This is a genomic window from Neobacillus cucumis (assembly GCF_002860255.1).
Taxonomy (GTDB): Bacteria; Bacillota; Bacilli; order Bacillales; family Cytobacillaceae; genus Neobacillus; species Neobacillus cucumis_A.
On sequence record NZ_PGVE01000017.1, the window covers coordinates 29,896 to 52,887 of the forward strand.

A 22,992-nucleotide genomic window follows, 5' to 3' on the forward strand; every position below is an offset into this window, starting at 1 on the left:
GGAATGAATCTAAAAGACATAAGCACCTCAGTGCCCAAAAAGGACCATAAAGGGAAAGTATCGGGCCAGTTGGCTTATATTAGTGATGTGAAAGTGGAAAACATGGTTTATGGTGTTTTGGTTCGCTCACCGATTGCTTTTGGAAAAATCAAATCCATTCATTTACCAAACCTTCCGGAAGGATATGAAGCCATTGGGGCAGAACATATCCCTGGACCGAATTATGTGAAAATTATCCAAGAAGATCAGCCCATTTTTGCCAATGAATGGGTCAATTATATTGGTGAGCCAATTCTTATGCTTGTAGGAGATGACCTGGATACCCTGTATCGTTTGTTAGAAAAAGTGAAGATTGAATTTGAAGAACATCAGGCCATTTATACATTGGACGATGCCATCCAACAAAAATCAGTATCCGGAGTGGTGATGGCAAGCTATGAATTTGGCGAGGGATTAGAGACCATTTCAGTGATCGAGCAGGGAGCCTATCAAATCATCGAAGAAGAATATGATACGGGCTATCAGGAGCATGTCTACCTTGAGCCACAAGGAATGCTTGCCATTTATAAGGAGGATGAAATTGTCGTCCAGGGTTCCATGCAATGTCTTTATTATATAAAAAATGCCTTGCTAAGCGCTTTAGCCTGTGGTGACGATGAAGTCAGAGTGGTCCAAAGCCCTACTGGCGGAGGCTTTGGCGGCAAGGAAGAGTTTCCTTCGATGATGGCGTGTCATGTAGCTGTTGCGGCAAAAACCGTCAAAAAATCGGTCATGCTCGTGTTCGACCGCTCTGAGGATATGCTGGTTACGACAAAAAGGCATCCGTCCAAACTCAAATACCGAACGGCCCTTGATAAGGAAGGAAACATCTTGAGCATGTGTGTAGATGTTTTTCTGGATGGAGGAGCGAATGCAGGATTGAGCTCTGTCGTGCTGCAGCGTGCCTTAATAAACAGTGCCGGTGTGTATAAAATTCCGCATTTTCATGCAAAAGGTTATGTCTTAAAAACTAATACTGTTCCTAACGGTGCTTTCAGAGGCTTCGGTGCTCCACAAAGCTTTGCCGGAATTGAAAGTCATATAGCACATCTTAGTAAACTAGCAAACATCGAACCACTTGAATATAAACGAAAATACCTCGTCAAACAAGGAGACCCCACCATCACCAAAGGAAATTTCCGCGACCCCATATTAATGGAAGAAATGATAGAGGACTTGCTAAACACTTCTGAGTACAAAAAGAGAAAAAGGGAGTTTCAGCGTCTGAATCAACAAAATCAGCGCTATAAAAAAGGAATCGGAACTTCGCTATTTCTCCATGGATGCGGATTTACAGGCAGCGGTGAAAGAGATCATATAAAAGCAACGGTGAAGCTGATTAAATCAAAAGACGCTAAGGTTATGCTGAAAATCTCCAATTCTGATATGGGACAAGGAATATATACCACGTTGAGTAAAATTGTCGCTAAAGAACTCAACCTCCCGTTTGAAAGAGTTTTGTATCCTAATCCCGATACCAAAGAGGTTCCCGACTCTGGTCCGACCGTAGCCTCCAGGACGACAATGATTGTCGGAAAATTGCTTGAACGTGCCGCCCAAAAACTGAAGGCTCAGTGGCAAACAGGGGTGGAACAAGAAGTAGTGGAGAACTATGTTCATCGTGAAATGATTCCTTGGAACGAGAAAACCTTCACTGGAGATGCCTACCCGGCTTATTCATGGGGAGTGAATATCGTGGAAGTAGAAGTGGATACGTTAACAGGAAATGTAAAGTTGGAAAAAGTATACGCCAATTATGAAGTGGGGAAGGTCATCGATGACCGGATTATGAAAGGTCAAATTGACGGTGGTTTAGCTCAAGGATTAGCGTACGGTTATTTAGAAAAGATGACGTCTCATCTTGGTAAGATCCAACAAAAAAGCATCTCGGATTATGGACCGCCGACTTCATTGGACGTTGTACCCATCGAAAGCAAGGTCTTTAATAACCCCTATGCGGATGGTCCATATGGAGCGAAGGGCGCAGGGGAATTGACCTTAATCGGCGGCGCTCCAGCCGTTCAAGCGGCAATTGAGGATGCGCTGAAAACTTCATTTAAACAAATTCCCATTACACCGGAAGTCATTATGGAAAGTCTGTGGATGAGAGAAGGTGAACAAGGTTGATAAAATTTACCCTGAATGGAAGAACGGTAGAAACGGATGTCCCAGCCACAACAAGATTACTAGATTTTATAAGAGATGAGTTTGAGTTAATCGGTACAAAGGAAGGCTGCGGTGAGGGAGAATGCGGAGCCTGTAGTGTTTTTGTGAATAGCCTCCTGCAAAACAGCTGCCTGATCCCAATTGGCTCGATAGAGGGAGCCGATATTCAAACGATAGAAGGGATCATGGAAACGGAACAATTTAAGATTCTAGATGAATGCTATTCTATTGCCGGAGGAGTGCAATGCGGGTACTGCATTCCTGGGATGGTTATGGCAAGTGCCGCCTTATTATCCAAAAACCCTCATCCTTCAGAGGATGAAATTCGTGAGGGGATTTCCGGAAATCTATGCAGATGTACGGGCTACAATATGATTGTGGATGCGATCAACCTGGCAGCTAAAAAAGGGGACGGCTTATGGGAGAAAAAATAACCGCCTATCGATTCGATCGTCTAGACCAAACGTTGAGCCAATTGAATAAAGAAGACTGTGCAATCATGGCCGGAGGCACCGATGTCATGGTCCTGCACAAAAGTCGAAGAGGAGTACCTCCGAAAATCCTTAAACCACTTATTTTTATTGATCATCTTTATGAACTGAAACGTGTGTATCAAAATCAAAAGGATCTTCACATTGGTGCCTGCTGTACCTATAGCGAATTACTGGAAGACCCGTTCATTCCTTTTGCCTTAAAGGACGCAATCAAAACCATTGCGGCACCGGCCATTCGAAACAGAGGGACATTGGGAGGAAATATTTGCAACGCTTCTCCGGCTGGCGACACCCTGCCATTATTATATGTCTACAACGCAAAACTTTTGCTGCGCTCCGTTACCGGTGATCGCATCGTCACGATTAGCGATTTTATTCAAGGTCCACGAAGGGTCGGTCGGAATCAAAATGAAATTTTGGCTGAAATTATTTTGCCTTCCATATTCGAAGAAGGTGCTTACGTCGTTTTTGAGAAAGTCGGCAACCGCAATGCCGATGCCATTGCCAAAGTATCGTTTGCAGGATATATCCGGATAAATGGCGAGGTAATAGATGATGTCCGTTTTGCCTTTGGGGCGGTCGGGCCTACAATGGTACGTTCCATTGATATTGAAAAGAAACTGCTTGGTAAGACCATACCACTAGCCGATGCAGACATCGCTCAGGTTGTGGCAGACTTCGATAAGATCATAAAACCAATCGACGATCAGCGCTCGACTGCTTTATATAGAAAAACAGTCGCCTTAAATCTTTTACGTTATTTTCTAAGTAGGAAGCAATATCAACCGAATTAACGGTTATAAAAGGGGGGAGCTGTTCATGCTATTGATGGAAAAAGTGGCCTTGCTAACGCGTCAGAACGAAACCTTTGCTCTAGCTATGATCATTGAATCAAAGGGCTCGACTCCTAGGCATGTTGGAAAAATGATTGTATACCGTGATGGTACAATTGAAGGCACTATCGGAGGTGGCTTGGCTGAACACTTTATCATTGAAGATAGTGTAAAAGCAATCCAAAATGGCCAATCGAAAATCGTTGAATACAAATTGAATAATCAGGCAAAAGACGGGATTCAAATGAATTGTGGCGGCACGTTGCGGGTATTTATTGAAATTTATACAAGCAGGCCTGAACTCGTTATAGCTGGAGCCGGACATTTAGGCTATGCGTTGGCAAAACTCGCTGATTTCCTCGAATATCCTTATTGCATTGTAGATGATCGCATGGGTTATTGTACGAAGGAACGTTTTCCTAATGCAACTCACCTATTTGTAAACGAGGATATTGGAAAGGCAATATTTGCAGCGAACCTTAATGAAAAGTCCTATGTGGTCATTGTGACAAAAGACGGAGATGATATGGTTTTAAAAGCAGCCCTGCAATTTCCGATTGCCTATGTTGGAATGGTCGCCAGCAAACGCAAGGTCATAAGAATTTTTGAAAAATTAAAAAGTGAAGGAGTCACACAAGAACAATTGGAGCAGGTTCATTCTCCTATCGGTTTGGAGATGGGATCGGAAACAACAGAAGAAATTGCCATTAGTATTATCAGTGAAATTATCAAAGTAAGCAAGGAAAAAAAGCCTATAAAAGTGAAACAATTAAATGGATAAGCGTAAAGAATGAAAAGGTTCCTAAAATTAGTAAAGGGTTCCGTTTTCGGTGCACTTTGGCTGCCGGCAATTTATTTTTTTCAAAAACAAGGGGCAGTTTAGCGACAGTAATGGAGGGTCTAGCCATGGGCATTAGGAATTATCTGATCGAAGGCGTTTCCGGCACCGGCAAAACTTCGGTCTGCAAAGAATTGCAGCGGCGCGGTTACCATGCCATTAATGGTGACCGTGAATTGGCTTATCAAGGCGATCCGGAAACTGGTACACGTACGGATGGCGTCACGCACGAGCACCACATTTGGCATGTAGATAAAGTAAAAGCTTTGGTCGCCAACCAGGATGAGGCGGTAACATTTTTCTGCGGTGGTTCTAGGAACTTTTCGAAATTCATAGATCTATTTGACGGCGTGTTTGTCCTCGAGGTCGACCTTGACACATTGAACCGGCGGCTTGACGAGCGACCTGAAAATGAGTGGGGCGGAAAGAAAACGGAACGGGAACTCATTGTGCGATTGCACCAAACGAAAGAAGACATTCCCAAAAACGGAATTATAATCGACGCCACCGCACCGATCGAGCACGTCGTTGACAAGATCGTCCGTCAAAGTGAAGAAAAGAAACGCCAACCACAGTAACTTATGGTCGCTCACGGACAGCCCAATACACCGGTGCACCTGGATTCGAATAGTCCTCCACTGCGCTAACCGGGTGCTTTAGTTCAATAAGAACGGGTAATTTATAACAAAGAAAACTCGCTATTTTTGGGGCGAGTTTTGCTTTTTTATATGCCATTTACGATATCAAAAAGGCTGTCATTTCGGTGCATTTTTTTAGAAAAGCACCTCAAAACGGTACCCTTTACAAAATTAGGGGACCTTTTTGGTGGGAAATAAATTACTTTAATTAATTGAAAATAAAAGTAGAACAGAGCAGTTCCAAAATTTCCTCAGGCGAATAACCACGTACATCCCTTTGGAAAAAATACGAATCGCTGCTCAAAGCCATAAGCACCATATCAGCTTTAAATGCACTGTGCGAATAGGTCTGTTCGTTTGCTTCCATTTCGTTAAATAGATCGACCATGATTTGATGTAATTCAGCATATAAAGGGCTTTGGCTCCGAGTCTTAAGTGGGTTCGTTGACTTTGCTTCCTCGACACCTGTAAGCAGTTGTGCTTTTTTTTCCCTAAAACGTATAAAAAAGCTGAGTACTTCTTTCAGTCTTTGATTGGGCGGTACTTGACCGTTCTCCTTCAAGTATACTTCAATATCCTCGAAAAAAAGATCAACACTATCTTTAATTAAATCCAGGCATAACTCCCCTTTGTTTCGGTAACGGCGATAAAGTGTGCCTGGACCAATTTGTGCTTCTGTGGCAATTTGATTCATACTAACGTGTTCAACACCAAATTTCTCAAAAAGCCTATGAGCTGTATCTAATATAAGCTGACGATTCTTTGCTGCATCACGTCGTTCAGTCCGAGTGCGGGAGGTGTTCTCGTCATTTATCATGCTATCTATCACATCCTAAAAAATTCAATACATATCTAGAACTTGACAAGCGGAGAGGTCTCCATTTAGTATGAAGAGGAGAATTCTCCGTTTAATAGTAATCCAAAAAGGAGGAATATACAACCTATGCAAAATCAAAATAAGAAATCCGCATTGTTAGTCATGGATTTGCAAAATGGTATTGTATCCCGTTTCGCAGAAAATGCAGATGTTCTTCATCCATTTCAAAAAGCAATTGAAGCGGCTCGTCAAAACCATATTCCAGTTATTTTTATTCGAGTGGGGTTTAGCGAGGGGTATCCAGAAGTTAGCCCACAAAATAAAGCATTCTTAGCCATTTCTAAAAATGGCGGAATGACCATTTCTGATTCAGCCACACAAATTCACGAATCTATTCAGCCTAAACCAAATGAACCAGTTATTACAAAGTACCGATTTAGTGCATTTGCCGGCAGCAATCTAGAAGTCATTCTTCGTTCTCAACAAATCAACACACTTGTCCTTTGCGGCATTTCTACAAGTGGAGTCGTATTATCCACATTAAGGGAAGCGGGGGATAAAGATTTTGCCATGACCGTGCTTTCAGATGCATGTCTCGATACAGATACTGAGGTTCACCGCGTTCTCATCGAAAAGGTATTTCCACGCCAAGCAGATGTTCAGACTGTGGACACTTGGATTAGTACTTTAAATTAACTTAATCAATCCTTGAGAAAATCGAGTAAAACCAACAAGCGCCTCTTCACCTAAAGAGGTGCTTGTTGGCTTTTTAAAACACAGGAAAGGACAGCTTCCATTTATGCCAATTTGGAAAAGGAATTTAATTGTATGTTGGTTTGGGATGTTTATGTCCAGTATAGGGATGAGCCAAATCGCACCAGTATTGCCTTTATATATTAACTATCTCGGTGTTCATAATACGGCTTTAATTGCCAAATATTCGGGATTTGCGTTTGGGGCAACCTTTATCATTTCAGCTGTGTTTTCACCTATTTGGGGAAGTGCGTCGGATAAATACGGGCGTAAACTCATGCTCATGCGGGCAAGCCTCGGGATGGGAATCGTTATTGGATGTATGGGGTTTGCACAAAATGTTTTTGAACTCATTGGATTAAGATTATTATTAGGTGTGATTGCCGGGTTTGGTTCTGCCTGTACGGCTTTGATTGCGACTCAAACAGATAAAGAACATGCAGGATTTGCTCTGGGTACACTTTCAACGGCAGGTACAGCAGGTTCATTGATTGGTCCGATGGTTGGTGGTTATTTGGAAGAGAGCACTGGATTGCAAAATGTATTTTTTATAACAGGAGGCTTGCTGGTTATTTCATTTATTGCCACTGCTTTATTTGTAAAGGAATCTTTTAACCGCCTAGAAAAAAAAGTACTTCCTATAAAAAAAATATGGAGTCAGGTTCCAGAAAAAAGTTTAACTATCACTTTGTTTGTCACCTTTTTTATACTAACATTGGCTCTTTATTCTATTGAACCGATCATTACAATCTATGTTACTTTATTAACAAAGAACTCTAGCCATGTTGCTTTGTTAGCTGGTTTGACATTCTCGGCCTCGGGACTGGCAAGTATCTTGGCAGCTCCAAGACTTGGTAAATTATCGGATAAACTTGGAGCACAACATGTCATCTTTGCTGCACTTATTTTGGCAGGATTGATATTTATCCCGCAAGCCTTTGTTAAAAATCCCTGGCAGTTAATGGTGCTAAGATTTATTTTAGGATTGGCATCAGCAGGATTAATGCCTTCGGTAAATACTTTGCTTAAGAAAATTACCCCAGATTTCCTTACGGGTCGAGTGTTTGGCATTACCATGTCAGCAGGGTATTTAGGGGTATTTGGAGGATCCATTTTAGGTGGACAGACGGCGGCTTACTTTGGAATCAGATCTGTGTTTCTAATTACGGGTGCCTTATTACTAATGAATGCTGTTTGGGTTTATTATAATGTCCTAAATAAAATGAATCGTAAAGAAAAAACATCGTACTAAGCGGCTTTAGCTCTATACACTATAGAGCTGGGGCCGTTTTTTCGTTTTGGAATGCTAAGTATACTTGAACATTCATTTTCAGAAAATAAATATATCAGTAAATCATAGGCGGGAGATTTGAATGTTACTCAATTATAAATTAAACTTAAATTAGTAACATTGAAGGGGTAATGATGAGTTGGAAACAGTCGATGCACTTAGAGACCTAGAACAAATAAATTCCTTAAAAGATTACCTTAAAAAACATTCCGATCGGGATTACTTGTTGTTTGTTTTTGGAATCAATACAGGCCTAAAAATATCTGAACTGCTTTTGATAAAGGTGAAGGAGCTTTTTAATAGCGAGGGAGAAATCAAAGATTTTTATCATTACTCTGAAATGGAGAGCGAAAGGAGGAAATCCGTATTTTTAAATAAAAAGGTGAAGGAAGCGGTCGTGTCTTACTTAAACCAGGTCAACAAGGAAGAACAGATTTATTTATTCCAATCCCGAAAGTTTAAACAACCGATTACTCGACAACAGGCCTATCGAATTATCCATGAAGCCGCTGCAAAGGTAGGCATAGAAGGAAAAATTGGGACAAATTCATTGGCAAAGACCTTTGGATTTCATGCGTTCAAACAAGGTGTCTCGATTGCACTTTTACAAAAACACTTTAACCATTCTACACCTGCAGAGACACTAAAATTTTTAGGAATAACAAAAGAAGAAATGATTTCCACTCAAATCGATGTCAATTTATAAGTTCAAATGATTCATAGGAGGTTTACGAGTAATTAAGTAGAGCTAAATTTGAAAAAGAAAGTGGAAGAGAGGAAAAATATGGAGAAAAACAAATTACATAAACCTAATAAACTAAAATTGATCCTGCGAGGATTAATGGTCATAATCGGGGGTTTTATCGCTGCATACGGACTAGAAACGGTCTTAATTCCAAACAACGTATCGGATGGGGGAGTGACGGGTCTTAGTATCGTTGGATCAGAACTATTTGATTTACCGTTAGGAGTTTTAATCGCCATTATAAACCTTCCTTTTATCTGGTTAGGATATAAACAAATCGGAAAAAGTTTTGCACTTTTTTCAATCATCGGAATTGTTTCACTAGCTGTCGGTACAAGTCTCTTGCACCATACCCCAGCTATTATTGAAGGGGATACGTTGTTAATTACCGTTGTTGGCGGTATTATCCTTGGATTTGGGATGGGCTTGGCCTTGCGTAATGGCGGGGCATTAGATGGGATTGATATGCTTGCCGTTCTCCTATCGCGAAAATTACCGTTTGGTACAAGTGATCTCATTCTATTCTTGAACATATTTGTGTTTATTTTTGTTTCCTTTGTATTTGGTCTACAAGGGGCGATTCTTTCGGCCATTGCTTACTTTATTGCTTCGAAAGTCATTCACATTGTGGAAGAAGGCTTAAGTGGTTCGAAAACCTTCCAAATTATCACCACTCAACCAGTATTAATGGTAGATACCATCCGAGACCGTTTAGGGCGAAGTGCAACGTATAAAGAAGCATACGGCGGTTTTTCCCATGAAAAGTTTAAAGAAATCACATGTGTCATTAACCGTTTAGAAGAAACCAAACTAAAGGAAATCATCAATGAGATAGACCCAAAAGCCTTTGTTACCGTATACGACGTAGCAGAAGTGAAGGGTGGTAATTTTAGAAAGCATAATATTCATTAAACTAGCTGCCTAATGTAGAAGCACAAAAATACTATAAAATCCCTCAAAATTGCAAAAACGCCTTCAAAATTTCTAATTTGAAGGCGTTTTTTTGATGTTTGACACTAAAAATGCCCTCAAATTCGAATAATGGAAATTCGCTTTACCTAACATATCTCGATATTGTAGAAGTGTTGAGGACAGGTGGCTTTTACATAAAGCCTCCGCAAAGAACAAGGTGATGAAAGGGTGTCATAAACTTTTCACAAATTATTGAAAAACATATGACCATTTTCATCATTTATTTATATATCAAGTAAAGAAGAAATTTTTTTAAAAAGAAAGGCAGTGGTTAAAGATGGCAAGGTTTAGAATGGTCCGTACTGATTTTTGGAAGAATCCGATTGTTTCAGAAGAGATGTCACCGGAGGATAAATATTTTTACCTCTATCTGCTTACGAATCCACATACAACTCAAATTGGTATCTATAAGATTACGAAAAAACAAATGGCATTTGATTTGGGCTATTCGATTGATAGTGTTCATTCGTTAATGGAGCGATTCATCGAGCTTTACAAGTTAATTCGTTATAATCCCGTAACGAGAGAACTCGCGATTAAATATTGGGGAAAAGATAATCTGCATAAAGGTGGAAAACCGGTGATGGACTGTATTTATTCCGAGTTAAAGGAAGTAGAGGATCTCTCACTAATTAAATATGTTGCCGAATCCATTCAAAAACAGGATATTCGCAGCCTATATGAATCTTTTTGTGAACAAGAAGAGAGGTTTTTTGGTAACGAAGCTAGCTGCCAAGATGAAAATGAAACATATCCAGACTCGGAATGTGAGGAACTTGACGATACGTCGACGTACCGTTATACGATAGGGGGACAAAAAGAAAAAGAAAAAGAAAATAAAAAAGAAAAAAAACAACAAGAAGCTTTTCAGCCAAATATAGAGAATAATCATGAAACAGTGAATCATCAAAAATCTGTAGATGCAAAAGAAATCATTGAGTTTTGGGACCAAAATGGATTTGGTTTTACGAATATAAATGCGAAACAGCAGCTGTTATTTTGGTTAGATGATTCTAGTTTTCTAAAGCCGAAAGAAGTGATATTAAAAGCGATGAATATAGCATGTGCCAATAACAAACGAAGGCTTAGTTATGTCATTGGGATTCTCAAAAACTGGGAAAATGAATCGTTACTGACTGTAGAAGAAATAGATTCGTATCAGGAGAACCAAAAGCTTGTACCCAAGCATAGGCAATCTACCCAATCTACCGGAAGACAAATCCCAAGTGGTTTCGAACTCAATCTAACGGCAGGTGAAGAAGCTTAATAAAGGCAGATTATTTACTTAAGGATACTGTAATCCAACCTGAACAGCTAGCAGGTCACTGAAATTTCTAAATCCCTAAAAAACATGGCGAAGGATTGACCATATATCACAATTAGACTTAGAACAAGCGGATCATCAGAAGGTAGCAGAAATGTTTCGAAACAATGTTTTAGGTTTTTCATAAAGTTTGCATTTACTCACTTTAGGGAGGCGGATAGAAAAATTGACTAAGGTAGTACTCAGTGTTATTATATAGTGGTAGTAAGTATTACTTAATATCTGTTACACCAAATAGCTGAATCACAAAAGAGTGATTCAAAAATTTTATTTCACTATTCTGTAATACAGATTATTGCCGTGAAAGTACTAAGAAGAAAGAAGTAGAAAAATATGAATAAAATTACAGAAATGCTTAAAGGTGTGCTTGAGGGGTGCGTGCTAGAAATTATCAGCCGTGGCGAAACCTACGGCTATGAAATCACGCAGCAGCTACGGGCACTGGGCTTTAGCGACATTGTGGAGGGAACAGTTTACACGATCACGATGCGGCTCGAAAAAAATAAACTCGTGGATATTGAGAAAAAGTCATCAACGATGGGCCCACCGCGCAAATTTTATCGGCTCAATAAAGCTGGTCAGCAAGAACTGGAAAATTTCTGGGCCAAATGGAACTTTGTCTCAAGCAAACTAAACGAATTAAAGCAATATAAAGGAGAACAAACATGAGTATTTTAGCTGAAAAAAACTCAACGAGGCGATTAAATAATAGAACTTTGCTGAACAGCTTAGTATCTTAAAGGAGACTACAATGAACTTTTTAGAAAAAATAACAGGTAGCGATATGACTAAAGAAATGAAAGGTTTTGAAGCACGATCAAAAGCCTTGCCAGCTGAATATCAAACTACTTGGAATGAAATTAAAAGTAATCTATGGATTCACGGAGATTTCACCGGTCGTAATCTGATGCCGATTCTTGACAGTGCTCTTGAACTGCTTGAAGTTACATCAGCCGACGGCCAGAGCGTCGAAGAAGTACTAGGGGATGATATCAAAGGCTTCTGCGCAGCGCTTATTGGTGATGAAGGCGCAAAATCTTATAGAGATAAATGGCGTGACCAACTCAACAAGAATGTAGCAAGAAAATTAGGAGGTCTGAAATGAGTATCAAAAAAATCATCGAAGGCAAACAAGAATGGAGAGCCCATGTTTCGCGCGTAAAAGCACTTCCGAAAGATTACCAAATTGTCTATAAAGAGATCCAAAAATATCTCTTCAAAGTCGGTCCTGTTGAGCTAAACGAAGGTATCGGACTGCTCTCGGAAATTCTCAGCTTCTTTGAAGAAGGTGCAGCTGATAGGAAAGGTGTGCTTGAAGTCACAGGAACAGACGTTGCTGCTTTCTGCGATGCGCTGATTGAAGATTCAAAAACTTACGCTGATCTCTATCAAGAATCGGTCAATCAAAAAGTCGATAAGGCTATGAAAAAATAGAAGGAACGTAGTACTTAGGCAAAATTCTATCGAACTTTTGCCTAAGTACTGTGCTAACCTCCCAAACTCGAAAGTATATGTAATAGTGAGTAGAGCCTTTTTTAGGCTCTTTTATATTATTAACAGGGTACATTTAAGCCAATAAGTCAACTTCTATCCTGTGCGATTTTTTCATTCATATTTTAGTGGGAAACTTTGTAGCGCTTCATTTTACAGCTTCAGCGTAGAACAAATAACAGGTGTAAGGGTCCGGGAAACCGTTCCGGATATTGGCGAAAGTAAGAAGTTATTTTTGTTTGTACTAATATAAGGCCTGACAGTGAAAGGCTGATTCGCCGTGGATTTCGTATTGCCTATCGTCTTAAAGCAACCTGGTATGTCTCGGACCGGCGCAGTGTCTTTAGAAAACTGGTAAGTGAGATGAATGAAAAAAATACAACTCAAGTAATTATTGGACAATCTGCTCGTACCCGTTATGAGGAAATAATAAAGGGTGCTGTTTTTCAACGATTGTTAAGAGAGGTACGACATATGGATGTATTGGTGGTAGCAGACCAACATAAACAAAAATAGATCCGATTTATTTTTTATTACCATATTGGTTTGTAGATCAGGATGAATACTTAACACAGTAAATGTAACGTAAAAAGTTTTTGACAAATGGGAAAGAGATTTAAATCTTTCCCATATACTTTTCATTTTTTTACACCATCTGGATAATTTTTAACATAATGCTTGTCACCAAGATGTTTAAAATCCTCAACGGTTTTTTGTAATTCAACGATAAGTACTCGCTTTACCTCACTCATACTTGTGTAAAAAGTATATTCCTTCTCCCCATCCGGGTTTATCCCAGCTAGGGAGTTTGAAGCCACTATCCGTCGATGTTCGTCCACTAATTTATCTATCGCTTCCACTACATGCTGTGTATATTTTGCTATTTCTTTATGTTCTGTTTTTAATTGATCTTGAAGCTCTTTAATTTGTTTGTCCACTGTGTGCCCCCACTTTGCGTGTTATTAAAAATATTTTTCCCATTAATGCTCTTAATAATAAGTTGGGAATCACCTATTGTCGAAAAAAAGAAAAAAACGGTAAGATTTTTAAGAGATTCTTTATTATGAAATGAGATTTTAAGTATTTAATGTTTCCTTTTTTCCTCCGGTTGCCAAACAATGATTCATTTCCGCTAATTGCCTGTGTATTTATCACACACCCGAATGAGGGGACAAATCATATGATACATTAGGCTTTGAAATCATAATGCTGCAAGCACAACTACCATAAAGAACAGTAATATTGGGGGAAATGCTTTTTCAAAAAAGAACATCAGGGGGGACATTTTGAAGACATTATTATTAGAGAACATTTTAACTGCCATGAACATACAGCCTAATGTAAAGCAAAAAGGTATACGGATCAAGACGGTTACTGATGACAGATCTGAAATAGGGAGCCATACGTTATATTTTCGTTTCAACAATAGAGAGGTGCCTGTTGAAAGGATAAAGAATTACAAGAATGTATTTATCGTTACAGATACTTCATTTTCACATATGGAAAGATTAAATTCTGAGCAAATCATTATGGTAAAGGATCTCAAAGACAGTTTCTTTAAATTCACTTCGTATTACAGGCATCTGTTCAACATTCCTGTCGTCGCCATTACAGGTACATGTGGAAAGTCTACAACGAAGGAAATGCTAAAACACATATTAGAAGATACACACAATGTCCAGGCAACCATATCCAGCAAAAATGCCGATTATTATAACCTTTCTTATTTATTGGGTATGGATGAAAATACGGATGTGGCAGTGTTTGAAACAGCCGTATCTAAAAAAGGGGATATGACGGAGTCTTGTAAGTATTTTTACCCGACGATGGGGATAATGACAATGATTGATGTAGATCATACGGATAAAATTCGATCATTTGATAATTATCTAGCAGAAAAGGCAAAAATAATGGAAGGTATGAACAATGAAGGGATTCTCATACTAAACTCGGACGACCCCTATCTTTCCTCCATCAATACTTCTAAATTTAAGGGAGAGATTATCACATTCGGAAAAAACAAGAATGCTAGTTTTAGGATTAAGAGGTATCAATACCATTCATCCGGCATGATGTTTTGGATGGAATATAAGCAAAGGGATTACAAAGGATATATACCGGGTCTTGGGGAGCATAGTGTATATAATGCAGTTGCTGCATTAGCCGCAGCTTCTATGTTAGGAGTAGAAATTCCCTATGCTTTAAAGAGATTAGCATCTTATCATCACATGAGATCCCATTTTGAAATAATGGAAGGACGAAATCAAATTACATTGGTGGATGATACGTGGAAGTCCAATCCTGCCTCCTTAAGAAAAGGATTAGAAACATTAAGCAAGATCGCCTTGCCAACCCAAAGAAAAATTGCTGTTCTAGGAAGAATGTGCTCACTGGGAAAATATGCAGATGAAGAATACGAAAAGGCAGGACATTTAGTCGCTGCTTTGGGGGTCGATATTCTCATTACCAAAGGGTTTATTGCAAAAGATTTTCAAAAGCCTGCTATAGAGGCAGGAGTGAATCCGGATCATGTTTATCATTTTTCAGATGCAGATGAAATGAAGAGGTTTTTTGATTCATTTTTACTCCCAAATGACATTGTTTATTTTAAAACAAACGCGAATGATTCAGACATGGATGATGTCATTGAATATTTAAGAAGTTAAAATGGTTGAAACTTTCCATAAAAAAAGCAGCTTTCCTTTCATGAATGGCAATCCAATTGTTTACAATTGGAGGTGCTGTCCATGAGCGGCAAGCTGTTTTTTTAAGATTTATGTTTATTTTTATCAGCTAGATATTTAGCATACAATATCGTATTTTTAGCTACATCTAATTCAAGACTGTAAATATTAGGTGGACCTGGTCTCCAATTCACTTCAAAAAGCCATAGTTTTTGGTTTTCATCTATTCCAACGTCAATTCCTAATTCATCCAACTCATCGTCATACAAAGAATCAAAATGATTGGAAAAACTGATCGCAAACTGTTCAAGATACTTTTTAATATCATACCAAGAGTCTGCAAACTCTTGTTGTAAAAAAATATCCAGGTAAGTACTATAACCACCACTCCCCATATTAGAAGTTATGGTCCCTAAACGCCCGATCCTTGGATAGATAGAAGTAATCACCCATTTTCCTTGTCCATTTTTTTGTACATGCAACCGGAAATCAAAAACATGACCCGATTTTGTTTGACTTGTAATAAACTGTTGAATGACGTAATCTTTTTCTTGTACTTTATGAGATAACCAGTCTAACAATTGTTTTTCATTAATAGATGATTCTACCCCTGCATCATTGATTTTGTAATGATTGGATCCATCTTTTTCAATAAAAACAATGCCGCCTCCTTGATGCCCAGATAACGGTTTAATAATTACTTTTTGATAACGTTTTATCATGTCAAAAAATATCTGAACGTTCGTTAATTCATAAAAAGGAATAAGGTAATGTTTATATTTGTTTGCTCTTTTAATTCTGTTATAAACCGATAATTTGTCCCCAATCGAATGACTTGTAAACGGAATCCTATCATACAAATAATCAAAGATATGTTTAGTTTTCTCACTTGCAAGATAGCTTGCATTATAAATGACATCAGGGAAAGGAAACTCCTTTTCAACCCATTGTCCATTTTCATAGGATTTTCCTAAAATTTTATGCTGTTTGATATTCACTTTTCCTAGGGTAAAGTAAAAAAAGGTTACACCTTCTGCTTTTGCTACAGCGGCATAAGCAAATGCTTTCTTTACTTTATTTGGATCTCTACGATGATGAAGCATGCCTATTAGCGTCATTTTACTTCTTTTTCACCTCTCCAAATACCTTTTCTCATAAAAAGACTAAAATATTAATAGCTTACGATGAACGTCATACTCATTAGTTGTCACTGAGTACTTTAAATTGGGTCAAGGTCAAAATGGATATTGCTGGCTGCTTGCATGGCAATACTTTTCGCTTCTGCTTTATTATTTGAGGATGCCAAAATGTATCCGCAACGATCTCCCATGGATATTGGCGGACGTACGATCTGACCTTGTCGGGGTTTGATATATACCTCTTCTACGCCGGCAATTTGAGAGCTGAGTTCTTTCCCCGTTACCCTATTTACTTTCCCTCTAGACTCAACTGTTAAATAATGCGCATAAACATACTTACTGTGTTTTTTAGTCAGGCTAGGCTCATTTCCTAACATTAATTGAATAGTTTCCTCTACTAAATTAATACCATATCCGACCTCAATGATTCGATTCATCGCTCCACCAGAAATTCTTGGATTAATTTCAATCAATTTCCATACCCCATTGACTAAACGCATTTCAAGGTGACAGGCACCATTTCTCATCTGAAAAGCTTGTAAAATGGAATTTACTGAGTGAAAAATATTACGGTACATTCTTTGATTGATATCTGGTAGTAAACTATATCCGGTTACGATAAATCGGTGAAAAAGAGTAATCTGTTGTTCGATGATCGCTACAATATGAACTTTGCCATTGTGAACTAAAACTTCAACTAAATATTGGGGTCCTTTAAGATATTCCTCCAGTAAAATCTGTTCATTTCTTTTTAGTAATTCTTGTATGGCCAGCTTTAACTGGTTCACGTTATTTGCCAACATAACATCTTTGGAGCCGGCAGATGTGGGAGACTTAACAATAAGAGGCAAATGGTCCTTGGCTAAATCAATAAAGTACTCTAAGGAATAATCATCTGGATTATAAAGTTCATAATGGGGAGAATTTGGATGTCTTTTAAGAAGCTCACGAGTTAGAACTTTATTTTCCATTTTTAAAATGGCATCCGAAGAGACTACAGTGGAGCAAAATTCTTCTGATAGGGTTGCTGCTAGATGGACGAAAGAATGTACAAAACTCATAATGGCTTTTATTTGTTTACCTTGTTTTTGTAAATTGTTTATGTTTTTTCTTATTTCGACATGATTTGATAAATCGACTAAAATCATTTGATGGACTTCGGGAAATTCGGTTCTTTGTTGAAGGTATTTTTGTCTATTGGTGAATAACACTGTAAAATATCCAAGTCTTTCAGCAGCTTTTATTGCTTCTCTACTGGATCCATGTTTGTTAGTTTCAATAAATACAATAGTTCGCATAAGCCTTGTCATCCTATCTTTACTGGTTTTTTAATGAAGGATTTAGTTTCCCAGTTATATTTTGAATTACATGATAAGTACAGTTTATTATATTGTCTTAAGACAACCATGGTTTGGACAAACGTCATCATTCTTAAGACAAATAAATGAATGAATTTGTAAAAATGTAAAATGTGATTTTGTATAAGCAAAACTCACTTCACAACAGCGTGTGGTTGTTTATCGAAATATGATTTCTTAAAAATAGGGGAGTATAAAATATATCCCTCCGTTTATGGGATTGAAGGGCTAAAACAAGAGTTAGAAAATTCTAAACTACTTTATGGAGGTTATCAGCGGCTATACAAGTACAGATAGCTATAATTGAACAACATAAAAAGCAACCCATCTTGTTTAAGAGATCATTGCTAAGGAGGAAATTAAATGGCAGAAATTAAATATGAAATCATCCAAACGATTGCCGTAATCTCAGAATCTGCAAAAGGATGGAAGAAAGAACTCAATCTGATTAGTTGGAATGGACGGGAACCCAAATATGATCTCCGTGACTGGTCCGACAATCATGAGAAAATGGGAAAAGGGATCACGTTATCTAATGATGAATTAACTAACCTGAAGGAAATTCTTAACTCTCTTTAACCTTTTAAGTATTATGGCATCATTTTGGGTGCTTTTTCGGTATGGTTAGAAATTACGATTCTATTGAATATTAAGATATTGGTTAATTGTAATTTTATTATGTAAACTACTATCCTCTTGGGTGGAAAAAATCGAGTTAAAGGGAGCAAAATAATTATCTTTAATGGTAATTACTTAGCTCCCTTTTTTTGCAATGATATTTTATTTTTCTCCTATTTCAAATCCATTACGACACATAGCCCAATCGGAATGTTTATAAGGCAATGACGACAATCATAATCATCCAAGGAGCTTGCACGACCAAAGTCCGACTCCACTTGTTATAGAATCAGAGAGCAATTGACGACTGCAAATGAATAGAATGAGAGAACAATGTACTCTATAGGAACTATAAACGACCGTGAATCATAAAAATGAGGTAAGAGGGTAGTCAATAGAGCTTATAGACGACCATAAATTAAAAATACGAGGTAAGAGGGTAGCCAATAGAGCTTATAGACGACCATAAATTAAAAATACGAGGTAACAGGGTAGTCAATAGAGCTTATAGACGACCATAAATTAAAAATCCAAAGTAAAAGGGTAGCCAATAGAGCTCATTGACTGCTGTAAATCGAAAATTTGAGGCAATAAGGTAGTCAATAACCATTTTTATTACAATTTGTAAATAAATATAGATTAAATTGTTGAGGTACACCAGCCAATATACCCCAACAATTTAATACACATTCTTATGCAAATTCCTGTAATAATAACATTAAATTGCTAATGACAAACTAGATTTATCCTTCTACAAATCTTGAGAGTTTGGAGATCAATGGTGGAAACCATTGTCGTACTTTGTGTCATGTGGTATTGGTCCATCCAAGGAATCCAGATAGGAGACAGCCTGTTTGAGGTTCAGCATGAACAATTGTGCCAAGTCCATGGAAAATCCATTTCGAACCACAATACGCATAATCGTTACTTCTTCCATGTCTGGAGGTAAAGGATAGGCAGGCACTTGCCAGCCGAATATACGCAATTGTCGAGACAAGTCATAAAGATTCCAGTTGGATGTGTGTCCTTCTTTCAATTTCCATGCAAATACTGGAATATCTGAGCCATCTGTCAGTAGTTCAAAAGCTCCCATATCAAGAATCTCTTTGCTGAGGAATTGCGCCACTGCCTGAGAAGTCTTTTGCACCTCATAGTATCCATCCTTGCCTAAACGCAGAAAGTTATAGTATTGTAGGAGTACTTGTGCACCGGGACGAGAGAAATTCAGGGCAAACGTTGGCATATTACCGCCTAAATAGGACACTCGAAAGATGAGTTCCTCAGGGAGATCTTCAACCTCACGCCAAATGATCCATCCAAGACCCGGGTAAACCAATCCATATTTATGTCCGGAAACATTGATGGACTTCACCCTTGGCAAGCGAAAATCCCAGACTAAGTCTGGTTGAAGGAAAGGTGCAATAAATCCTCCTGAAGCAGCGTCAATATGAATCGGAATATCGAGCCCCGTTTTGGCTTGATGCTCGTCCAAGGCTTTCGCAATGGCTGCGACTGGTTCGTAAATACCGGTATAGGTCTCCCCAAAAATCGGAACCACACCGATAGTATTTTCGTCTACAGCAGAAAGTACTCCCTCAGGGTCCAAATGAGGATGATCTTGGCTAATGTTTACATAACGCGGTTCAACCTCCCAATAGTTGGCGAACTTTTCCCAAACCACCTGAACGGCAGAACTAAATACGATATTTGGCCGGTCAATTGGCTTCCCATGTTTTTTTCGTTCGTTTTGCCAGCGCCGCTTTAACGCAAGGCCCCCGAGCATACACGCTTCCGACGAACCTGTTGTCGAAACGCCTATCGTATTATGAGGGTCGGGCGAATTCCAGAGATCGGCTAAAATTCGAACACAGCGTTCCTCTATCGCTGCTGTCTGCGGGTATTCATCCTTATCAATCATGTTCTTGTCAACTGATTGGGCATATAAACGTTCTGCGGCTGGCTCCATCCAAGTGGTAACGAATGTTGCAAGATTAAGACGGGCATTTCCATCTAGGGCGATTTCATCGTGAATAATTTGATACGCGGTTTCAGGTAACATGCTTTGATCACGCATACGAAAACGCGGAACGGCCTCTTCTCCTTTACGGACGAAAAGGGGATTGATAGAAAATTCATTAGACAACATCCTTTGCTCGATTTGCGTACGGCGCGGGTGCCAATGTGGCATATAGGATCCACACTCCTTCATAGGAATTAGATTTCTTCTATTGTTTTGTCAATAAATGCCTTAAAATATGCATCACGCATTGATTCGTCATCGGTAATATAACCATCCAAAAAATTAGTTAAATTGAAGCGTTCACATAATTGTAGAAAACCATTAGTAAAGACAGAATTATGGTGAAAAAGCAGTGTGTTCTAATTTGATAGAAGGGAGGTAGAATGAATGTCAAAACCATAATAACATTAGATAATTTTGAAATTTAGATTCCATTTCTATTAAATCTGCAAACTTCCCCATTCATTTTCATCATTTTATATCCACTATCATGTCATCTTTTCATACCTTCCTGTTAAAATGCTGAACCGAGTTACTCTTTGAATAAATAGGTAAATGGGAATGTTGCCTGTTAAAATAATAAAAAAGGAGCGGTACTATGAATGCAGTGCTTAGTAAGATTGCAAAAGGCATTACGGTGTGTTCTTCAGAGGTTTTCCCAAATTCAGACGACGACTATTTCAACTTTGTTTATATTGGAAAGATATTTTTGGTAGCTGATTCATATTGTATGAATCCTGATTGTTCATGCGAAGAAACAGTTCTTAATTTTGTTCAGGTTTATCCGAGAGAAGATAGGAAACCGAATAGTTTCATCATAAGGTATAAACTTAGCGGCAGAGGATATAAAATTCATGACCATGGGAATTTCACAAGACGAGAAATAAAGGCCGTTGTTAGGTATTTTACCGCTGACGAGATAATCTTGGACCTATTAAATGAGCGATACAAGGAAATGAAGGAAAAAGCAAAAGAAATAATTAGTTAAACGTGGATCTTTTCCTTGAATTAGTATTTTAAAAAACTTTCCCCCATTTCCTTATTTGTTACTAAGATTGACTATCATATTGATAGTCATTTTTTTGATTATATTAATCTATTTAAAATTTCATTTACCTGTCATTACTCAACTAGTTTATAATATAAGGATGTCCAAATTGGTTAGTAGAAGTCAAAACCATCCGGCGTTTAAAAGATTTAAGTAGGTGATTACAATCGATGTTATTGAAACAAGGGTGAGAAGTTTTATTGAAGATATCCAACACCCTAAACAAAAAAAGAAAATAAATATTAATGATTTAGAAATTCAGTTGCGTAAGCGTTTGGATGATTATTTTGAAAGGGATGGTTATTCGTCGTTTTATCGTACCATCGAAACATTACAATCCGAAGGACAACTGATCCCGATTCAAAATAATCAATACAATGGTAGAACACCAGCACTTGCCCTTTATTATTGGGTAAATATAAAAGTTCAAGCAGCCAAATGGGATCGTCTCCTGATGATGAAATTAAGTGATCAGTTTGATTTTTCCTATTATGAACGGCATCCCGAATGGCAAACAGAAGAGGAATGGGGGCGAATCCAAAATCTATATACGTTCCTAAGCTCCAGTCAGGAACGGGAAATCGTTTCGGTCGAAGAAAGAAGCCTCGAGCTATTTGGTCATGAAAAATTCTTACTAGATGGAGAAAGTTTTCCTGCCGGAAAAGGTTTTCTAGCTAGAATTGGGGTATCAGAAGAGCAACTTAAAATGGTACGCTACGGGGAGCCTTTTGTATTTTGGATCAAACAAGGGAAAGAACTCAAAGATATTCAGCGGGTCTTGATTGTTGAGAATCTATCTTTCTTTCATACTTCCATTAAATTATTGGAAGCAAATGACCTCGATTATGAACCTGAACTGATTATTTATGGTGAAGGGACGAAGATTGAACGAAGTTTTTCCTTCTTCTTTCGAATGTTTCCAACTAAACCCTATCTTTTCTATTACGCAGGAGATCTTGATGCTGCAGGATACGGGATTCTTATTCGCCTGATTGAAAAATACCCAGATTGCTGTATCCAGCCAGCCCTAAAAATTTATCGAAAAATGCTAGATTGCCTTGAACAAAGGAATGACCAGAAAGACGGCCAAACACAAAGTACCCAATACCGTGATCTATTTTTTCAATGGTTTACTGACGACGAGCAAGCGCTATTATGGCAATTATGGCAGGAAAATAAACGGATCGCTCAAGAAGTTTTAACAATTGAATCATGGAGGAGATGGATGTGAACGAATCATGGGAAGGATTCGGCAAGCGTTTGCAACGGTTAAACCCATTGTTTGAGCTTGGGAGAGGAATGGAAGTAGGGGAGCTGAAACCCCATATCCAAACCATTCTGATGCAAGTGCTCCTCACCATTTTTTATCGAGAATTAAATGATGATGATCATAGACGAAAAGCAGATATCAAGTATATGGTGCAAGATTCCATCAAACAAATGAGGCTCTTAGCAGACGATAAGCAAATGGAACGGATAACAAGCGGGCTTTTATATCAGGGGAAAGAAGAATATAGTAAACCGTTTGAAGCCTTATATTACGATGAAATAAGACAATCCTGGGAAACGCAAACTTTCCGCTATGTCACAATGGATGAATTATATACGAATTTAGAAATGGGCGGTTCCATTGTTTACAAACTCACGGATGTTGCTCAGGAAATGATTTTTATGAGCAGGGAAATGGCGGAGGAGTTCTCCATCACCATTTAACAACTCTATAG

The 22,992-nt window shown here is 38.4% G+C and carries 23 protein-coding genes and 1 pseudogene; 19 read left to right on the forward strand and 5 right to left on the reverse strand.

Annotated elements, in window-relative coordinates; translation table 11 throughout:
* Positions 1–3: 3 nt before the first annotated feature.
* From CVD27_RS02815 to CVD27_RS02835, 5 genes are all read left to right on the forward strand, one after another.
* Positions 4–2,166, forward strand: a complete 2,163-nt coding sequence (locus CVD27_RS02815) for a xanthine dehydrogenase family protein molybdopterin-binding subunit (RefSeq protein ID WP_101646379.1) — start codon at positions 4–6, stop codon at positions 2,164–2,166.
* Positions 2,163–2,639, forward strand: a complete 477-nt coding sequence (locus tag CVD27_RS02820) for a (2Fe-2S)-binding protein (protein ID WP_101646380.1) — start codon at positions 2,163–2,165, stop codon at positions 2,637–2,639. The genes CVD27_RS02815 and CVD27_RS02820 overlap by 4 nt, the downstream gene beginning before the upstream one ends.
* Positions 2,624–3,493 (forward strand): FAD binding domain-containing protein, encoded by an 870-nt coding sequence (locus tag CVD27_RS02825; RefSeq protein WP_101646381.1) that lies wholly within the window; start codon positions 2,624–2,626, stop codon positions 3,491–3,493. The genes CVD27_RS02820 and CVD27_RS02825 overlap by 16 nt, the downstream gene beginning before the upstream one ends.
* Positions 3,494–3,518: 25 nt before the next feature.
* Positions 3,519–4,313 (forward strand): XdhC family protein, encoded by a 795-nt coding sequence (locus tag CVD27_RS02830; RefSeq protein ID WP_101646382.1) that lies wholly within the window; start codon positions 3,519–3,521, stop codon positions 4,311–4,313.
* Positions 4,314–4,438: 125 nt separating this feature from the next.
* The gene (locus tag CVD27_RS02835; protein WP_101646383.1) at positions 4,439–4,948 is read left to right on the forward strand and encodes an AAA family ATPase; all 510 of its coding nucleotides are present in this window, start codon (positions 4,439–4,441) and stop codon (positions 4,946–4,948) included.
* Between the two features lie 268 nt (positions 4,949–5,216).
* Here the strand turns inward: CVD27_RS02835 and CVD27_RS02840 are convergent, their stop codons facing one another.
* Positions 5,217–5,825: a TetR/AcrR family transcriptional regulator gene (locus tag CVD27_RS02840; protein WP_101646384.1), complete on the reverse strand. Its 609-nt coding sequence runs from the start codon at positions 5,823–5,825 to the stop codon at positions 5,217–5,219.
* 126 nt (positions 5,826–5,951) lie between these two features.
* On the opposite strand from CVD27_RS02840, the gene CVD27_RS02845 reads away from it, so the two are divergent.
* The 9 genes and pseudogenes from CVD27_RS02845 to CVD27_RS28980 all read left to right on the forward strand — a co-directional run.
* Positions 5,952–6,521, forward strand: a complete 570-nt coding sequence (locus CVD27_RS02845) for a cysteine hydrolase family protein (protein WP_101646385.1) — start codon at positions 5,952–5,954, stop codon at positions 6,519–6,521.
* Between the two features lie 103 nt (positions 6,522–6,624).
* On the forward strand, positions 6,625–7,830 hold the full coding sequence (locus CVD27_RS02850) for a multidrug efflux MFS transporter (protein ID WP_101646386.1): 1,206 nt from the start codon (positions 6,625–6,627) through the stop codon (positions 7,828–7,830).
* A 178-nt stretch (positions 7,831–8,008) separates the two neighbouring features.
* Positions 8,009–8,575 carry a tyrosine-type recombinase/integrase gene (locus CVD27_RS02855; RefSeq protein ID WP_101646387.1) on the forward strand — a complete coding sequence of 189 codons (567 nt, stop codon included), beginning with the start codon at positions 8,009–8,011 and terminating at the stop codon, positions 8,573–8,575.
* Positions 8,576–8,653: 78 nt separating this feature from the next.
* Entirely contained in the window at positions 8,654–9,526 is an 873-nt protein-coding gene (locus tag CVD27_RS02860; RefSeq protein WP_101646641.1) for a YitT family protein, read from the forward strand.
* A 337-nt stretch (positions 9,527–9,863) separates the two neighbouring features.
* Positions 9,864–10,853, forward strand: coding sequence for a DnaD domain protein (locus CVD27_RS02865; protein WP_257984238.1), 990 nt, complete (start codon positions 9,864–9,866; stop codon positions 10,851–10,853).
* Between the two features lie 390 nt (positions 10,854–11,243).
* Positions 11,244–11,579, forward strand: a complete 336-nt coding sequence (locus tag CVD27_RS02870) for a PadR family transcriptional regulator (protein ID WP_101646389.1) — start codon at positions 11,244–11,246, stop codon at positions 11,577–11,579.
* A gap of 82 nt (positions 11,580–11,661) precedes the next feature.
* Positions 11,662–12,015: a DUF1048 domain-containing protein gene (locus CVD27_RS02875; protein ID WP_101646390.1), complete on the forward strand. Its 354-nt coding sequence runs from the start codon at positions 11,662–11,664 to the stop codon at positions 12,013–12,015.
* Positions 12,012–12,344, forward strand: a complete 333-nt coding sequence (locus CVD27_RS02880) for a DUF1048 domain-containing protein (RefSeq protein ID WP_101646391.1) — start codon at positions 12,012–12,014, stop codon at positions 12,342–12,344. Before CVD27_RS02875 ends, CVD27_RS02880 begins: the two co-directional genes overlap by 4 nt.
* Before the next feature lie 282 nt (positions 12,345–12,626).
* A pseudogene (locus CVD27_RS28980) lies at positions 12,627–12,917 on the forward strand (histidine kinase); the annotation flags it as partial.
* A gap of 122 nt (positions 12,918–13,039) precedes the next feature.
* Here the strand turns inward: CVD27_RS28980 and CVD27_RS02890 are convergent.
* Positions 13,040–13,339, reverse strand: a complete 300-nt coding sequence (locus tag CVD27_RS02890) for a hypothetical protein (RefSeq protein ID WP_101646392.1) — start codon at positions 13,337–13,339, stop codon at positions 13,040–13,042.
* 348 nt (positions 13,340–13,687) lie between these two features.
* On the opposite strand from CVD27_RS02890, the gene CVD27_RS02895 reads away from it, so the two are divergent.
* Positions 13,688–15,067 (forward strand): Mur ligase family protein, encoded by a 1,380-nt coding sequence (locus tag CVD27_RS02895; RefSeq protein ID WP_101646393.1) that lies wholly within the window; start codon positions 13,688–13,690, stop codon positions 15,065–15,067.
* Between the two features lie 101 nt (positions 15,068–15,168).
* Here CVD27_RS02895 and CVD27_RS02900 read toward each other — a convergent pair whose 3' ends face one another.
* Both CVD27_RS02900 and CVD27_RS02905 read right to left on the reverse strand, forming a co-directional pair.
* The gene (locus tag CVD27_RS02900; protein ID WP_101646394.1) at positions 15,169–16,203 is read right to left on the reverse strand and encodes a YheC/YheD family endospore coat-associated protein; all 1,035 of its coding nucleotides are present in this window, start codon (positions 16,201–16,203) and stop codon (positions 15,169–15,171) included.
* 101 nt (positions 16,204–16,304) lie between these two features.
* Positions 16,305–17,522: an ATP-grasp domain-containing protein gene (locus CVD27_RS02905; protein ID WP_101646395.1), complete on the reverse strand. Its 1,218-nt coding sequence runs from the start codon at positions 17,520–17,522 to the stop codon at positions 16,305–16,307.
* A 423-nt stretch (positions 17,523–17,945) separates the two neighbouring features.
* Between CVD27_RS02905 and CVD27_RS02910 the strand changes: the two genes are divergently transcribed.
* Positions 17,946–18,161 carry a YdbC family protein gene (locus CVD27_RS02910; protein ID WP_101646396.1) on the forward strand — a complete coding sequence of 72 codons (216 nt, stop codon included), beginning with the start codon at positions 17,946–17,948 and terminating at the stop codon, positions 18,159–18,161.
* An 814-nt stretch (positions 18,162–18,975) separates the two neighbouring features.
* On the opposite strand, the gene CVD27_RS02915 is transcribed toward CVD27_RS02910, so the two are convergent.
* Complete coding sequence (locus CVD27_RS02915) at positions 18,976–20,388, reverse strand: glutamate decarboxylase (protein ID WP_101646397.1); 1,413 nt, start codon at positions 20,386–20,388, stop codon at positions 18,976–18,978.
* A 430-nt stretch (positions 20,389–20,818) separates the two neighbouring features.
* Between CVD27_RS02915 and CVD27_RS02920 the strand changes: the two genes are divergently transcribed.
* The 3 genes from CVD27_RS02920 to CVD27_RS28600 all read left to right on the forward strand — a co-directional run bounded on the left by CVD27_RS02920 (position 20,819) and on the right by CVD27_RS28600 (position 22,981).
* The gene (locus CVD27_RS02920) at positions 20,819–21,208 is read left to right on the forward strand and encodes a hypothetical protein (RefSeq protein WP_101646398.1); all 390 of its coding nucleotides are present in this window, start codon (positions 20,819–20,821) and stop codon (positions 21,206–21,208) included.
* Between the two features lie 217 nt (positions 21,209–21,425).
* A complete protein-coding gene (locus CVD27_RS02925; RefSeq protein ID WP_101646399.1) occupies positions 21,426–22,499 on the forward strand; it encodes a Wadjet anti-phage system protein JetD domain-containing protein in 1,074 nt (357 codons plus the stop codon).
* Positions 22,496–22,981, forward strand: a complete 486-nt coding sequence (locus CVD27_RS28600; RefSeq protein ID WP_257984240.1) for a hypothetical protein — start codon at positions 22,496–22,498, stop codon at positions 22,979–22,981. The genes CVD27_RS02925 and CVD27_RS28600 overlap by 4 nt, the downstream gene beginning before the upstream one ends.
* The last annotated feature ends 11 nt before the right edge of the window (positions 22,982–22,992 follow it).